Source organism: Pseudomonas sp. MDT1-16 (genome assembly GCF_054898115.1).
The window spans coordinates 4,749,093-4,765,205 of sequence record NZ_CM142717.1; the positions used below are offsets into that span (position 1 = coordinate 4,749,093).

General features: G+C 58.7%; 12 protein-coding genes. 4 read left to right on the forward strand and 8 right to left on the reverse strand.

Features of this window, described 5'->3' with window-relative positions; genetic code table 11:
* Positions 1-157 precede the first annotated feature (157 nt).
* The gene (gene hrpA / locus ACYZT3_RS21725; protein ID WP_462030738.1) at positions 158-4,069 is read right to left on the reverse strand and encodes an ATP-dependent RNA helicase HrpA; all 3,912 of its coding nucleotides are present in this window, start codon (positions 4,067-4,069) and stop codon (positions 158-160) included.
* A gap of 162 nt (positions 4,070-4,231) precedes the next feature.
* Entirely contained in the window at positions 4,232-5,950 is a 1,719-nt protein-coding gene (gene aceK, locus ACYZT3_RS21730; RefSeq protein WP_282377100.1) for a bifunctional isocitrate dehydrogenase kinase/phosphatase, read from the reverse strand.
* Positions 5,951-6,080: 130 nt separating this feature from the next.
* On the opposite strand from aceK, the gene ACYZT3_RS21735 reads away from it, so the two are divergent.
* On the forward strand, positions 6,081-6,989 hold the full coding sequence (locus ACYZT3_RS21735) for a DMT family transporter (protein ID WP_282377102.1): 909 nt from the start codon (positions 6,081-6,083) through the stop codon (positions 6,987-6,989).
* A 104-nt stretch (positions 6,990-7,093) separates the two neighbouring features.
* Here the strand turns inward: ACYZT3_RS21735 and ACYZT3_RS21740 are convergent, their stop codons facing one another.
* From ACYZT3_RS21740 to cysK, 3 genes are all read right to left on the reverse strand, one after another.
* The gene (locus ACYZT3_RS21740; protein ID WP_462030739.1) at positions 7,094-7,957 is read right to left on the reverse strand and encodes a DMT family transporter; all 864 of its coding nucleotides are present in this window, start codon (positions 7,955-7,957) and stop codon (positions 7,094-7,096) included.
* 474 nt (positions 7,958-8,431) lie between these two features.
* Entirely contained in the window at positions 8,432-9,370 is a 939-nt protein-coding gene (locus tag ACYZT3_RS21745; RefSeq protein WP_462030740.1) for an aspartyl/asparaginyl beta-hydroxylase domain-containing protein, read from the reverse strand.
* A gap of 219 nt (positions 9,371-9,589) precedes the next feature.
* Positions 9,590-10,564: a cysteine synthase A gene (cysK, locus tag ACYZT3_RS21750; RefSeq protein ID WP_462030741.1), complete on the reverse strand. Its 975-nt coding sequence runs from the start codon at positions 10,562-10,564 to the stop codon at positions 9,590-9,592.
* A 126-nt stretch (positions 10,565-10,690) separates the two neighbouring features.
* On the opposite strand from cysK, the gene ACYZT3_RS21755 reads away from it, so the two are divergent.
* Positions 10,691-11,767, forward strand: coding sequence for a DUF748 domain-containing protein (locus ACYZT3_RS21755; protein WP_462030742.1), 1,077 nt, complete (start codon positions 10,691-10,693; stop codon positions 11,765-11,767).
* Here the strand turns inward: ACYZT3_RS21755 and ACYZT3_RS21760 are convergent.
* Both ACYZT3_RS21760 and ACYZT3_RS21765 read right to left on the reverse strand, forming a co-directional pair.
* Positions 11,764-12,267, reverse strand: a complete 504-nt coding sequence (locus tag ACYZT3_RS21760; RefSeq protein ID WP_449642495.1) for a DUF2442 domain-containing protein — start codon at positions 12,265-12,267, stop codon at positions 11,764-11,766. The genes ACYZT3_RS21755 and ACYZT3_RS21760 overlap by 4 nt on opposite strands.
* Positions 12,255-12,485, reverse strand: coding sequence for a DUF4160 domain-containing protein (locus ACYZT3_RS21765; RefSeq protein ID WP_033047627.1), 231 nt, complete (start codon positions 12,483-12,485; stop codon positions 12,255-12,257). Before ACYZT3_RS21765 ends, ACYZT3_RS21760 begins: the two co-directional genes overlap by 13 nt.
* A 202-nt stretch (positions 12,486-12,687) precedes the next feature.
* Here ACYZT3_RS21765 and ACYZT3_RS21770 point away from each other — a divergent pair, with 202 nt between their 5' ends.
* Entirely contained in the window at positions 12,688-13,533 is an 846-nt protein-coding gene (locus ACYZT3_RS21770; RefSeq protein WP_462030743.1) for an AAA family ATPase, read from the forward strand.
* A gap of 33 nt (positions 13,534-13,566) precedes the next feature.
* Positions 13,567-14,745 carry a vWA domain-containing protein gene (locus ACYZT3_RS21775; RefSeq protein WP_282377115.1) on the forward strand — a complete coding sequence of 393 codons (1,179 nt, stop codon included), beginning with the start codon at positions 13,567-13,569 and terminating at the stop codon, positions 14,743-14,745.
* Positions 14,746-14,829: 84 nt separating this feature from the next.
* On the opposite strand, the gene ACYZT3_RS21780 is transcribed toward ACYZT3_RS21775, so the two are convergent.
* On the reverse strand, positions 14,830-15,825 hold the full coding sequence (locus ACYZT3_RS21780; RefSeq protein ID WP_462030744.1) for an IS110 family RNA-guided transposase: 996 nt from the start codon (positions 15,823-15,825) through the stop codon (positions 14,830-14,832).
* Positions 15,826-16,113: the final 288 nt, after the last annotated feature.

Below are 16,113 nucleotides of genomic sequence, written 5' to 3' on the forward strand. Positions count from 1 at the left end.
CACACAAAGAGTCTGTTCCCGTCACGGAAAGCAAACGTGGCATCGCTTTATTCCGATCCGCCCTGGCCTGTGAAGGCTCAAAACTGCGGGGCCGGCGTTTATAGGCGCGAAGTTTGCCATAAACGCTGGGGTTTGGCCCCTTTTGCGAGATCGAAAACTACGGCTCGACTTGTGTCCATTGTTTGTTCAAACGCTTATCGGAGATTGGCACCTTGGTCCCCAATTGCTGGGCGAACAGCGAAACCCGGTATTCCTCAAGCCACCAGCGATAGAGTTCCAGCTGCGGATCGCGTTTGCCTTCCTGGGCCTGTTTGTTGGCGCGGGTCTGGTATTGCGTCCACAGGCCGGACAATTCGCCACTCCAGACCCGATCCCGTTGCACCTGAGCGCCGATTTTCTCGAAGCGCTGCTCGACCGCTTTCAGATAGCGCGGCAGCTCCTTGAGCCACTGCATCGGGGTTTCCCGTACAAAACCCGGATACACCAAATGACTGAGTTGCTGCTTGATGTCGTTCAAGGCCACGGCTTGCGCCAGGTCGATCTTGCCCTTGAAGCGCTTTTGCAGGCCGTGCCAGAGCTTGAGAATCTCCAGCGTCAGCTTCGCCAGACGTTCGGCGTGCTCCGTCCAGCCGCCGCGCTTGCGTTCGGCCAGTGACGCCAACCCGGCGCCATCCCGTGGCAGCGGGTCTTCACCGTCGAGAATGCAGCTATCGAGGCTGGCCAGCAGGATGTCTTCCACCAAGGCATCGGTGCGCCCCAATTCGCGGTACATCAAGCCCAGTTCGGTCAGCCCCGGCAACTTGCCGCGCAGGAACTTCGCTGGCTCGGCCAACTGCTGCATCAGTAGGCGCTGCAAGGCACGGCGATGCTGGAACTCGGCCTCGGCCGGGGTCGAGAAACGCCCTTCCTTGACCGTGCCGCTCTCTTCCACCAGCGCCGGATAGACCGTCATCGACAACCCGGCGATCTTTTGCTGGGTTTTCTCGGCGACAGCGGCGAAGACTTTCGGCTCGACCGGCTGCTGGTTTTTTGCGGTTTGCGGTACGGCCAGCGCAGCCTGACTGGCTTCGGCAAAGCGTGCCGTCAGTTCCGCCAGATCACGTCCCTCACCGAGGAACTTACCCTGGCCGTCGACGATTTCCAGGTTCATCCGCAGATGACTGTCGACCTGTTGCGACGCTTGCGCCCAGGCTTCATCGCTGACCCGCGCACCGGTCATGCGCAACAGTTCACGGCCCAACGCCTGCGGCAACGAGCCCTCGGCGAAGGTCATGCGCTGCAACGCGGCTTTGACGAAGTCCGGCACCGGCACGAAGTTCTTGCGCAGGGCTTTGGGCAGGTTGCGCACCAGCGCGATGCACTTGGCCTCGATGACGCCCGGCACCAGCCATTCCAGACGCTCCGGCGGCAGCATCGGCAACAACGGCGCCGGCACTCGCAGGGTCACGCCATCGCGCGGGTGATTGGGTTCGAAGTGGTAACTCAGCGCCAACTCCAGATCACCGATGTGCAAGGTGTCCGGGTAATGCAAGGCGGTGACTTCACTGGCCTCGCGAGCCAGTACGTCTTCTTCGCGCATGATCAGCAGTTGCGGGTCTTTCTGGCTGTTGATTCGGTACCAGCTGTCGAACGTGGCGGTCTGGTGAATCTCTGCCGGCAGTCGCGCGTCGTAGAAGGCGAACAGCGTTTCTTCGTCGGCCAGAATGTCGCGACGACGGGCCTTGGCTTCCAGTTCGTCGAGTTGCTCCAGCAGCTGCGCATTGGCCGTCAGGCACTTGGCCTTGGACTGAATCTCGCCGCGCACCAGGCCTTCGCGAATGAAAAACTCACGAGACACCAAAGGGTCGATCGGCCCGTAATGCACCGGCCGGCGACCGACCACGATCAGCCCGAACAAGGTGATTTGCTCGAAGGCCACGACCTGACCGCGCTTCTTCTCCCAATGGGGTTCGAAGTGGTTTTTCTTGATCAGGTGCCCAGCCAACGGCTCGATCCAGTCGGCGTCGATCTTGGCGACCATCCGCGCGTAAAGCTTGGTGGTTTCCACCAGCTCGGCAGCCATCAGCCATTGCGGGCGTTTCTTGCCGAGACCCGATGACGGGTGAATCCAGAAGCGCCGCTGACGGGCGCCGAGGTAGTCGCCGTCTTCGGTTTTCTGGCCGATCTGGCTGAGCAGCCCCGAGAGCACGGCTTTGTGCAGTTTCGGGTAATCCGCCGGCTCTTTGTTGAGGCTCAACTGCATGTCGCGGCAGATCAGGCTCAACTGGCGATGAGAGTCGCGCCATTCGCGCAGACGCAGGTAATTCAGGAAGTTCTTACGGCACCAATTACGCAGCGGACTGGCGGTCAGGGCCTGGCGCTGTTCTTCGAAACCACGCCACAGATTGACCAGCCCGGCGAAGTCCGAGTCCACGTCTTTCCACTGAGCGTGCGCCTGATCCGCCGCTTGCTGACGCTCCGGCGGACGTTCGCGCGGGTCTTGAATCGACATGGCGCTGGCGACGATCAGCACTTCCTGCAAGCTGCCGAGTTTCGCCGCTTCCAGCAACATGCGGCCCATGCGCGGGTCCACCGGCAACCGCGCCAACTGCCGACCCAGCGGGGTCAGCTGGCTGTTGCGGTCGACCGCCGAGAGTTCTTGCAGCAGGTTGAAACCGTCGCTGATGGCCTTGCCATCCGGCGGCTCGATAAACGGGAAATCGGTGATCTCGCCGAGGCGCAGATGCAGCATCTGCAAAATCACCGCCGCGAGGTTGGTCCGCAGGATTTCCGGGTCGGTAAACTCCGGGCGACCGATGAAATCTTCCTCGCCATAGAGGCGGATGCAAATGCCCGGTTCAACCCGCCCGCAGCGACCTTTACGCTGGTTGGCGCTGGCCTGGGAAATCGCTTCGATGGGCAGACGCTGGACCTTGGCGCGGTAGCTGTAGCGGCTGATGCGCGCGGTGCCACTGTCGATCACGTAACGAATACCCGGCACCGTCAGCGAGGTTTCCGCGACGTTGGTCGCCAGGACCACGCGACGGCCTGGGTGCGACTGGAAAATCCGCTGCTGTTCGGCCGGCGACAAGCGTGCGTACAGCGGCAGAATCTCGGTGTGCTTGAGCTGAGCCTTGCGCAGCATGTCGGCGGCGTCGCGAATTTCGCGCTCGCCGGGCAGGAACACCAGCACATCGCCGGGGCTCTTGCGCTCGCTGCGTTCGAACGCGGCGATTTCGTCGAGGGTGGCGAGAATCGCCTGATCCACCGTCAAGTCATCCTCGACGCGGTTGCCCTCTTCGTCCTGCTCCAGGGTCAGCGGGCGATACCAGGTGTCCACCGGGAAGGTGCGGCCGGAGACTTCGACAATCGGCGCATCGTCGAAGTGCTTGGAAAAGCGCTCCAGGTCGATGGTCGCCGAGGTGATGATGACTTTCAGGTCCGGACGACGCGGCAGCAGGGTTTTCAGGTAACCGAGCAGGAAGTCGATGTTGAGGCTGCGCTCGTGGGCTTCGTCGACGATGATCGTGTCGTAGCGTTCGAGGTAGCGGTCGTTCTGGGTTTCCGCCAGCAGGATGCCGTCGGTCATCAGTTTGATCAGGGTGTTGGAATCGCTCTGGTCCTCGAACCGCACCTGGTAGCCGACCAGCGCGCCCAACGGCGTTGCCAGTTCTTCGGCAACCCGGCTGGCCACGCTGCGGGCGGCGATTCGACGCGGCTGGGTGTGGCCGATCAGGCCATGCTGGCCGCGACCGATTTCCAGGCAGATCTTCGGCAACTGGGTGGTTTTACCCGAACCGGTTTCACCGGCAATGATCAGCACCTGATGCTTGAGCAGTGCTTCTTTGATTTCGGCGCGTTTGGCGGCGATCGGCAGGCTGTCGTCGTATCGAATCACCGGCAGGCTGGCACGCCGCGCCAACACCTGATCACAGGACGCCTGCATGCGTGTCACCCACTGGGCCAGCTTGGCCTCATCAGGTTTTTTGCGCAGCTCAAGCAACTGCCGCCGCAGCCGGTGGCGGTCGGCGAGCATGGCGTGATCGAGGTTTTTCAGCAGTTTGTCGATTGAAGGCGATTCGTCAGTCATCTGGTACGCAATAAGTTGTCTGGTGGCGCAGGGGGCGGATTGTCGCAGATTTAAAGAACGAACGAGATCCCTGTAGCAGCTGTCGAGCCCCAGCGAGGCTGCGTTGGCCCCGACGCAGCCTCGCTGGGGCTCGACAGCTGCTACGACGTCGTGCAATTGCGACTATTCGTTATCCAGGCCCTTACGCCGATACGGAAACACATCAATCACCTTCCCCGCCCGAATCGCCTCCTGCAGGCTCTTCCAGTAATCAGCGTTGTACAACTCACCATGCAACTGATCAAACAACTTGCGCTGTCCGGAATCGGCAAACAAAAACGGCGGAAACTCCTCAGGAAACACATCCAGCGGCCCAATCGAATACCACGGCTCGGACGCCATCTCATCTTCCGGCGTACGCGGTAGCGGGATGTGACGGAAGTTGGCCTCAGTCAGGAAGCAGATCTCGTCATAGTCATAAAACACCACCCGCCCATGACGAGTGACGCCAAAGTTCTTCAGCAGCATGTCACCGGGAAAGATGTTTGCTGCCGCCAGTTGCTTGATCGCCAGACCGTAATCTTCCAGCGCCTCTCGGACCTGAGCGTCGTTGGCGTTCTCCAGATAAAGGTTCAACGGCGTCATCCGCCGTTCGGTCCAGCAATGGCGGATCAGCACGGTGTCGTCCTCAACCGACACCGTGGACGCGGCCACCTCAAGCAGCTCTTCCAGGCACGCCGGGTCGAATTTGCTCAATGGGAAACGGAAGTCGGCAAATTCCTGGGTGTCGGCCAGGCGTCCGACCCGGTCGACGCTCTTCACCAAACGGTACTTCTCGATCACCGTGGCGCGGTCGACGTTCTTCGACGGCGAGAAGCGGTCTTTGATGATTTTGAATACGGTGTTGAAACCCGGCAGGGTGAACACGCTCATCACCATGCCACGCACGCCAGGGGCCATGATGAACTGGTCGTCGGTGTTGGCCAGGTGATTGATCAGCGCCCGGTAGAACTCGGACTTGCCGTGCTTGTAGAAACCGATCGAGGTGTACAGCTCGGCAATGTGCTTGCCCGGCAGGATGCGTTTGAGGAAACCGATGAACTCCGCCGGTACCGGCACGTCGACCATGAAATACGAACGGGTGAACGAGAAGATGATCGACACGTCCGCTTCATCGGTGATCAGCGCATCGATCTGAATCCCGCGGCCTTCGCGGTGCAGCAGCGGAATCACCAGCGGCCATTGTTCGTCCTGGGTGTAGATGCGCCCCACCAGGTACGCGCCCTTGTTGCGGTAAAGCACCGAGGAAAACAGTTCGACGCTCAACTCCGGATCCTTGCAGACCCAGTCCGGCAGGTTCTCACGCAATTGCCCTTCGAGTCGAGACAGGTCGCCCGCCAGGTTGGCGTAATCCTCGCTGAAGCGGTAGTCGGCAAAAATGCTCGCCAGCATCCCGGACAGTTGGCCCTGGGGCTTGTACGTGCGGGTTTGCGCGGCACGGGCCCGGCGCAGGCTCGGCCGGGTGGTGTGGATGAACATGCAGCCGTCGCTGATCAGGTCATGGCTGAACAGCCCGCAGAAGATCGAGTTGTACCAGGTCTCGGACAGCTCATCGTCGAAGCGCAGGTCGATCAAGGTGATGTAAGCGCTTTTGACCAGCGGCCAGCAACTGACATCCAGCGTGTCGGCGTCGAAAGCGATGCGCAGCCGTTCCACTGTTTCGCCGACTTTTTCTTCGTACAGATTGATCCGCGCCGCCGACGCCGATTGCGTCTCCTGCCACTTGGCCTGCTCGAAGCGGGCTCGGGCGCCGTCGGTGATCTGGCGGAAATGCTCGCGATAATCGTCAAAGCCATCGAGGATCATTCGGGCGATGTCGGCGGCGGGCCATTGCTGCGGCATAGGTAAAACCTCGGCGGCTGAATCTTATCGTTGGGGCCTGAGCTTAGTGGCCCTTTGTTACGCAACGCAACCATTGCCTTGCGTCCTGACTGGCGCGACACTTGCGCGCCAATCAAGGAAGGAATGTGCTGTGAACCCCGTCGATACTCTGCGTTTGCTGTCGCTTGCCGCCATTTGGGGCGCGAGTTTTCTGTTCATGCGCATCATCGCCCCGGTGATTGGCACAATCCCCACTGCCTTTTTCCGCGTGTCGATTGCCGCGGTCGGCCTGTTGGTGATCCTCGGGCTGATGCGCATCAGCTGGGATTTCAAAGGCAAGCTCAAAACCGTGATGCTGCTCGGGGTGATCAACTCAGGGATTCCGGCGACCCTGTATTCGGTCGCCGCGCAAGTGCTGCCGGCCGGTTACTCGGCCATCTTCAACGCCACCACGCCGCTGATGGGTGTGCTGATCGGCGGTCTGTTCTTTCATGAAAGGCTCACCGCCGCCAAGCTTGGCGGGGTGTTTCTCGGGCTGTTTGGCGTTGGAGTCCTAACGCGTGCGGGTCCGGTGGCGTTCGACATGGAACTGCTGACGGGCGCCCTCGCCTGCCTGCTCGCCACGACCTGCTACGGTTTCGCCGGGTTCCTCGCGCGCCGTTGGCTTGATCAGGCCGGTGGTCTCGACAGCCGACTGTCGGCGTTGGGCAGCATGCTGGGCGCGACGTTGTTTCTGTTGCCACTGTTTGGTTACAGCGTGATCAGCCAGCCACCGGCGAGCTGGGGCGGCTGGAGTGTCTGGTTGTCATTGCTCGGGTTGGGGCTGGTGTGCACCGCGTTTGCGTACATTATTTACTTCCGTTTGCTCAGCTCGGTTGGCCCGGTGAAGTCGATGACCGTGACCTTCATGATCCCGCCGTTCGGAGTGTTGTGGGGGGCGTTGTTGCTGGATGAGCCGCTGTCGATGGCGCACATTTATGGCGGGGTGTTGATCGCGGCGGCGTTGTGGTTGGTGTTGAAGCCGGCGGTGGTGAAGAAGAGTGAAGTGGTTGCCCGGTAATATGTGCCGTTATTGAAATTGCCATCGCGAGCAGGCTCGCTCCCACAGGGATCGCATATAACCTGGGGGAGCGAGCCTGCTCGCGATATAGGCGTCGGCTCGGTTCAGGCTGATTGACGGAAAACGAACACCAGACCGACGATGATCAGCAGCATGCCGAGCATGCTCAATGCCGCCAGCCGGTTGCCGAAAATCAGGTAGTCCATGACCGCCGTCACCGCTGGCACCAGGTAAAACAGACTGGTGACATTGACCAGGTTGCCCCGGGCGATCAAGCGATACAGCAGCAAGGTCGCCAGCACCGACACGACCAATCCCATCCACAACACCGGCACGATGAAACCGCTGCCGTGTTCGAAATGAAAAGGTTGGAATGGCACGAAGATCCCGCAGAGCAACAGTCCCGCCAGGTATTGCACTGGCAGTGTGCCGAGGGGATTTTCGGTGATGCGTTTCTGCATGATCGAACCGAACGTCATGCTCGCCAGCGCCAGCAATCCGAAGAGCATGCCGGCCAACGACATGCCGGCCAGACCGATGCCCTGATAGACCACCATGATCAACCCCGCCAGCCCCAGCGCCAGGCCGAACATCCGGCTCCAGGAACGCTGCCGCTCCATCAACACCACCGTGAGGATCGGCTGCACGCCCATGATCGTCGCCATGACCCCCGGCGTGACGTTCAGGTCCAGGGCCAGCAGATAGAAAATCTGGTAGGCCCCCAGCAACACCACGCCCGTGGCCATTGCATACAACATCGGCTTGCCACCCTTGGGCAGTTTGAGCTTGAGCAACGGCACCAGCAGCACCAGACCGCACAGCGCGATGGCGAAACGAAACAGCAAAAAGGCAAACGGTGACGCGTGGGCCAGGCCCCATTTGGAGAAGATCGCCCCGCTGCTCCACAGCAAAACGAACAGGCTCGTGGACGCCGCCGCGAGCGCGGATTTTTTCGAAAGGACAAACATGAATACCACCTGTAGTCAGGCAAAAAGCCAACTCAGCCGAAGCTGAAATTCAGTAGTTGTTTTCAAGCGGGCGCTTTTTCAGACGGGCATGGGAACAGCAGAAAAAAGCTGATCAGCCCGAAAAGCCAACGCCCGGCGGTGATACGACTGCGCACACCGGCGTGCTACTGACAGGTGGGGGGTAATGACTGATCTGCGCAGGCTGCTGATTCCCGCACGGCACGACGCCAGCGTTGACCGCTGAATCGACTACCGCGTTGAAGAGGGAAGCAGGCATGGGCTGATCTTTTTTGATGGGTTGGAAGGTGGGTTAGTAAACCACCGCGCGCCGACTATAACCAGCGCGTGACAGGTATTGCAATGGCTTCGCAGGTAAACAAAACAACAGTGGTTTACACCGCCGCCCTCACCACAAGACCGGGCTAACTTAAAAAAACTGCTCCCAAGGAGCGGTTTTTCATTTCGTGATCGGCCTCAACCAAACAACCAATACCCCAACAGCGCCGACACCACCAACGCCAACACCGGTCGCAGCACACGGTAGGCCTTGGGATTACGACGCTTCCACTGTTTGATCACACCACTGAACTTGTCGCTGGAATTCTTGCTCCAGGCATAAACCTGGTTAATTCCGCCAACACGTTCATCACCCAGGTTCTGCGGCGCAGTGGCGCGGCCCAGGAATCCGCTGATCCAGCGGTTGATGCGGGTCATGAGGCGGTTGCTCAGCGGTCGTTCGATGTCGCAGAACAGGATGAGCCGAGTCTTGTCGGTTTCGTTCTTGACCCAATGCACGTAGGTTTCGTCGAACATCACGTCTTCGCCATCACGCCAAGCGTAGACCTGACCGTCGACGAAGATCCGGCAATCGTCGGAATTCGGTGTCGACAACCCCAGGTGATAACGCAGGGAACCGGCAAACGGATCACGGTGCGGGTTGAGGTGACTGCCACCGGGTAGTAACGCGAACATGGCGCCTTTGACGTTGGGAATGCTGCTGACCAGTGCCACGGTTTTCGGGCACAGGGCTTGCGCCGATGGCAGCGGTTTGTCGTACCACTTGAGGTAGAAGCGCTTCCAGCCTTTCTTGAAAAACGAACCAAATCCGGCGTCGTTGTTTTTTTCGGCGACGCGGATGTAACCCTCGTCGATCAGGTGCATCGCTTCGTCGCGGATGACTTCCCAGTTGTCCTTGAGCACGTCCAGCTCCGGGAACTTGCTGCGGTCCAGATAGGGTTTGGAGGGCACGCTTGAGAACAGGTACATCAAGGCGTTATAGGGCGCAAACAATGCCGAATGGTTGACGAACTGACGCAAGACCGGCAAACGCGCCTTGCCGCGTAAATGCACATAGAGAGTGCTGCCGAGGAACAGCAGCAACAGCGACGCCTTCGCGGCAATGGAAAAGGTCATCAACAACTCCTTGATAGTAGACAACTCTGTACAACGCCATTTACCCAACGTGGCAGTCGGCCATGATCAACATTACCGGCCTCGGGAACAACCCGACTCTCTCAACATTCAGTATTAAGGATCGCGCAATAAAGCACTTCTTAACCTAAGGTGCCTGAACAGGGGCTGACCTGAATCAACCCTCGCCATTCGCTCAAACAATCCAAGCCTTTTGCAGTGTTATTGCTGATTCTCCTGTTCGGTAAACAGATCACTGAACAGCATGCTCGACAGGTAGCGCTCGCCGGAGTCCGGCAAGATCACCACGATGGTCTTGCCCTGCATTTCCGGGGTTTCCGCCAGACGGACAGCCACAGCCATGGCGGCGCCACAGGAAATGCCGCTCAAAATCCCTTCTTCCTGCATCAAGCGCAGGGCCATGGCCTTGGATTCGTCATCGCTGACCAACTCCACCCGATCGACCATCGACAGATCAAGATTCTTCGGCACAAAACCGGCACCAATACCCTGGATCTTGTGAGGGCTGGGCTTGATCTCTTCACCGGCCATTGCCTGAGTGATGACCGGCGACACCGCGGGTTCCACCGCCACCGAGATGATCGGTTTGCCCTGGGTATTCTTGATATACCGCGAAACCCCGGTGATGGTTCCACCCGTTCCGACGCCTGCCACCAATACGTCGACTGCACCGTCGGTGTCGTTCCAGATTTCCGGACCGGTCGTTTTTTCGTGGATGGCCGGGTTGGCCGGGTTGTCGAATTGCGCTGGCATGAAGTACTTGGACGGGTCACTGGCGAGGATTTCAGTCGCTTTTTCAATCGCTCCTTTCATGCCCTTGGCCGGTTCGGTCAGCACCAGTTCGGCCCCCAGTGCCTTGAGCACTTTGCGTCGCTCGATACTCATGGACGCCGGCATGGTCAGCATCAGCTTGTAACCGCGAGCCGCGGCAACGAACGCCAGGCCGATACCGGTATTGCCCGAAGTCGGTTCGACGATGGTCATGCCAGGCTTTAATTTGCCGGTGCTTTCGGCGTCCCAGATCATGTTCGCACCAATCCGGCACTTGACCGAGTAACCGGGGTTACGCCCTTCGATCTTGGCCAGAATGGTCACCCCTCGCGGAGCGATACGGTTGATCTGCACCAGCGGCGTATTACCGATGGAGTGGGCGTTGTCAGCGTAGATACGGCTCATGGCTGGGTCCTTGTACAGCGTTGAATAAGCTCTCCAAGGTATGCCTGTTGCCCGTGGTCGTCCAGTCAGTCGAACGTCCTGTAACCGCCGCAGTCAATGGTTTTACATCGCCAGAGATTTGCCATCATGAAACGCAGATACAGTTGGCCCCTGTGGACCCTCGCCGGCCTCGTTGTGCTGCTGGTTGCGCTGCACATCGCCCTGCCCTACATAGTGCGCGACTACCTGAATGACAAACTGGCGGACATGGGCGACTACCGTGGCCAGATCGCCGATGTGGACTTGGCCCTGTGGCGCGGCGCCTACAAAATCAACGGGCTGAAAATCGTCAAGGTCGACGGCAAGGTCCCGGTGCCTTTCGTCAACGCGCCGCTGATCGACCTTTCCGTCAGTTGGCACTCGCTCTGGTCCGACCACGCCGTCGTGGCCGAGGTGCAGTTCTTCAACCCCGAGGTAAACTTCGTCGACGGCGGCGCCAACAAGAAAAACTCTCAAACCGGTCAGGGCACCGACTGGCGTGCGCAGTTGAGTAAACTGGCGCCGATCACCTTGAACGAAGTGCGGATCAACGATGGCAAGATCACTTTCCGCAACTTCAATTCCAAGCCCCCCGTGAACATGAACGCCACTCAGGTCAACGCCAGCTTTTACAACCTGACCAACGTGGTCGACACCAAAGGCAAACGAGACGCTCGCTTCGAAGGCAAGGCGCTGCTGCTAGGGCACGCGCCCCTGGAAACCACCGCAACCTTCGACCCTTTGAGCAATTTCGAAGACTTCGAATTCCGCCTGCGAGCCAGGGACATCCAACTCAAACGCATGAACGACTTCGCCTCGGCCTATGGCAAATTCGACTTCAATGCAGGTCACGGTGATGTGGTCATTGAAGCGCAGGCTAAAAAAGCTCAATTAACGGGTTACATCAAACCGCTGCTGAAGGATGTCGACGTGTTCAATTGGCAGCAGGACGTAGAGAACAAGGACAAAGGGCTTTTCCGCTCCATCTGGGAGGCCATCGTTGGTGGCTCCGAAAACGTACTGAAAAACCAGGGCAAGAACCAATTTGCGACTCGCGTCGAACTGAGAGGCAATGTACATCGCCAAAATATCAGCGCGTTTCAGGCGTTTTTGCAGATTTTACGCAATGGCTTCATTCAGGCGTTCAATGCCCGGTATGAACGGCCGAAGCCGGATGCCGGTTAAGACTTGCGTGTGATGGTATAGCGACCGGTTTCTTCAGCCGCCCGCGCCGGGTTCGATTGCTGTTGTAAGAAGTCCCAACCCAGGCACGCCAGAGCCAATGATCGGGGTACCGCTTCACGACCGCTGCTGTAACGAGTGATGCTACGGGCACTGACTCCCAGCGCTTCGGCCGCCTGATTCAGCGGCAACCCAGTTCGAGCGCGCCAGTCGATGAAGATCCGGGTGTTTTCGTCCGATGCGTTTTGCGCGAGCGCATCCAGATAAAGCGTGTCTGCGCCGATCTGAATGTCCAATTCAGGCCATTCAACGCTCCAGCCATCATCGCCCAGGGTTGCACCGTCGAAAGCGCCAGCCTCCAGCAATGGTTGCAACCCTGGATAGCCACGCAGGTCTCGACTCAAATCGAGGTTCAGTTGCTGACCGTCGATAAAGGTCAGCGCCAGTTGGTGATCCGGCAACGCCTGCACAGACGACAGCCGTGGTCGTTTCATGGGTAACATCGTTTCCAATCCTCCAGCAATTGCACCTGATGGGCCCTGACCCACTCCAGCGCTTCCTTGATAATCAGCGGCGGCGCCTTGCCCACCATCACTTCGACGGTTTCAAGGCTGAGCATCACATCGAGCCCGCCACCAGTCAGGTGGACATGGGGCGGCGGATGATCCTTCTCGCGCAACTGAATGCGGTATGTATCGCGAAATCGATATTTAGTAGACATACCCCGCAAGCTATCGCCAAAATGGCGATAGCTCAATACTGGCTAGCAGCCGAGACTAAGTCAAGATGTGACGCCCCATTCAGAGACTGAATAAGCCGTCTGCGTTCACAGTCGACCGGGCACCGCGTTATAGTCGGGTACTACAATTATTGCGCCCCGCCCTGCCTCGTTCAGGTCGGCGTTACCGTTCGAGGATTAGCAGATGAAGTTCGAAGGCACCCCGGCCTACGTCGCCACCGATGACCTGAAGCTGGCGGTCAACGCCGCCATCACCCTGGAGCGCCCGCTGCTGGTCAAGGGCGAGCCGGGCACCGGCAAAACCATGCTCGCCGAGCAACTGGCCGAATCCTTCGGCGCCAAGCTGATCACCTGGCACATCAAGTCCACCACCAAGGCGCATCAGGGCTTGTACGAGTACGACGCGGTCAGCCGCCTGCGGGACTCGCAGCTGGGCACGGAAAAGGTCCACGACGTTCGCAACTACCTGAAAAAGGGCAAGCTCTGGGAAGCCTTCGAGTCCGAAGAACGGGTGATCCTGCTGATCGACGAAATCGACAAGGCCGACATCGAGTTCCCGAACGACCTGCTGCAAGAACTCGACAAGATGGAGTTCTACGTTTACGAGATCGACGAGACCATCAAGGCCAAGAAGCGTCCGATCATCATCATTACCTCCAACAACGAGAAAGAGCTGCCGGACGCCTTCCTGCGCCGCTGCTTTTTCCACTACATCGCTTTCCCCGATCGCGTCACGCTGCAGAAGATCGTCGATGTGCACTACCCGAATATCAAGAAGGACCTGGTCAGCGAAGCGCTGGACGTGTTCTTCGACGTGCGTAAGGTGCCGGGCCTGAAGAAGAAACCATCGACCTCCGAGCTGGTGGACTGGCTGAAGCTGCTGATGGCCGACAACATCGGCGAAGCGGTACTGCGCGAACGCGATCCGACCAAGGCCATTCCGCCGCTGGCAGGCGCCCTGGTGAAGAACGAACAGGACGTGCAATTGCTTGAGCGTCTGGCGTTCATGACCCGTCGCGGCACTCGCTGATCCCTCTGTTTAACAAGATAGAGGGCGATAGCCATGCTGCTTAACCTGTTCAATGAAATGCGTGCAGCCAAAGTGCCGGTCTCGGTACGGGAGCTGCTGGACCTGATCAACGCGCTGAAACAGCGCGTGACCTTCGCCGACATGGACGAGTTTTACTATTTGTCCCGGGCGATTCTGGTGAAAGACGAAAAGCATTTCGACAAGTTCGACCGGGCCTTCGGTGCCTATTTCAATGGCCTGGAAAAACTCGACGATCACCTTCAGGCATTGATCCCGGAAGACTGGCTGCGCAAGGAGTTCGAGCGTTCCCTGTCCGACGAAGAGCGAGCCGCGATCCAGTCCCTCGGCGGCCTGGACAAGCTGATCGAAGCGTTCAAGAAGCGCCTCGAAGAACAGAAAGAACGCCATGCCGGCGGTAACAAATGGATCGGCACGGGCGGCACCAGCCCGTTTGGCTCCGGTGGTTTCAACCCGGAAGGTATTCGGGTCGGCGATGCCGGCAAGCGCCAGGGCAAAGCGGTCAAGGTCTGGGATCAGCGCGAGTACAAGAACCTCGACGATTCGGTGGAGCTGGGCACGCGCAACATCAAGGTCGCCCTGCGCCGGTTGCGCAAATTCGCGCGTCAGGGCGCGGCGGAAGAGCTGGACATCGATGGCACCATCGACCACACCGCGCGTGATGCCGGCCTGCTGAACATCCAGATGCGGCCGGAGCGGCGCAACACCGTCAAGCTGTTGCTGCTGTTCGACATCGGCGGCTCGATGGACGCCCACGTAAAGATCTGCGAAGAGCTATTCTCGGCCTGCAAGACCGAGTTCAAGCACCTGGAGTACTTCTACTTCCACAACTTCGTTTATGAATCGGTGTGGAAGAACAACATGCGCCGTACTTCCGAGCGTACCTCGACCCAGGACCTGTTGCACAAGTACGGTGCTGACTACAAAGTGATCTTCATCGGCGACGCCGCCATGGCGCCGTATGAAATCACCCAGGCCGGCGGCAGCGTCGAGCACTGGAATGAAGAAGCGGGTTATGTGTGGATGCAGCGGTTCATGGAGAAGTACAAGAAGGTCATCTGGATCAACCCGTATCCGAAAGATACGTGGGGCTATACGTCTTCGACCAACATCGTGCGGGACTTGATCAACGACCAGATGTATCCGTTGACGTTGCGGGGACTGGAGGAAGGGATGCGGTTTCTTTCCAAATAATTGTGTTGTCTGGGCGGTCGCCTTCGCGGGCAAGCCTCGCTCCTACAATTGGAATGCATTTCCCTGTAGATACTCTGTTCACGGTCAAGCTTTCGCGAGATGTTTTTCGCTAAAAAGCTTGGCCGTATCAAATTCTTCGCCGGAGCGCATGCAAGCCCATAAACCCGTCAGGTACTTGCGCATCACCGCTCCAATGGCCTGCATTTTCTTCTTGCCCCGGGCCACCAGAGCTTCGTAGAAGGCTTTCACGTTCTCATCGCAACGGATTGCCGTCATTGCCGGCATGAACATCGCTGCGCGTAAGTAGGCGTTGCCACATTTCGACATTCGGCCAGGGCGGTTCACACTTGTTCCTGACTGGGTCAATCTCACGTCCAGCCCCGCATAACGGCTCACCTGTGCCGATTTGAGCGTTACAGGTAGCGTCGTCAACTCAGCCAGTGCAGCAATCGCTGAAGCCTCTCCCACGCCGGGTGCCGCCATCATGCAGCGAAACTGCAAGGTCAGGTTCGGGCACTTGGCGATGGCGTCGCGCGCAGCCTTTTTCAAACGGTCAACGCGTATATCCAATGCAGCAATCGCGTCTTTCTCATCTGCGATTAGCAACTCAATACTCGTATCTGTCGCTTGTAGCGCATGCAGCTCATTCTTGGCTCTGGTCCGATGGCCAATCAGTCGATTGATATGACGGCCAATCGCACGCAGCATCATTTGATCCGCCGTAGGCGGGACCCAAAGCCTGGGTGCCATGCGCTCGCCATATTCAGCCAGCAACTGCGCATCGATCTGGTCAGTCTTGCTGTTTTGCAACATCAACTTGGCAAAGTTGTGGAAGCTTTTTGGGTTGATCACCGAGACCGGTAAGCCCGCGGCATGCAACTCCAACGCAAGATCCAGGTAGTAAATACCGGTGGCCTCCATGACCACGCTCAGCGGTTTGAGGCCCATCATCTTATTCACCGCGGCCTTACGACCCTTGGGCGTGTGCTGAATGTCCCACTGGCCGACTGTTTTGCCGTTCTGCCGCCATCCCATGGCAGACGTTTTGGCACCAATGTCTATGCCGACATGAGTATTCATGCTTTTCACTTCCCTGACTTTAGGTAAGATTGCTTCCGGTTCCCCCGACCTCGAACTTCATGCCACTGCAACCTTGTAATGCGAAGTCCGACTTGTCGGCTTCTCGATACTCTTCGTGGTGGGCAATGAGGCGGGGGGGCCTCTCTACAGACAAGGTCAGGAGCAAATCCTGCCTTCAGGAGCGATCGGCCTCCCCCAGAAACGCACTTGCTGTTGAATGAATCCTTGAGCGTAACCTCTCTCGCTGGAGTCAGGGTCAACATACAAGGAGCGAGGCTTGCCCGCGAA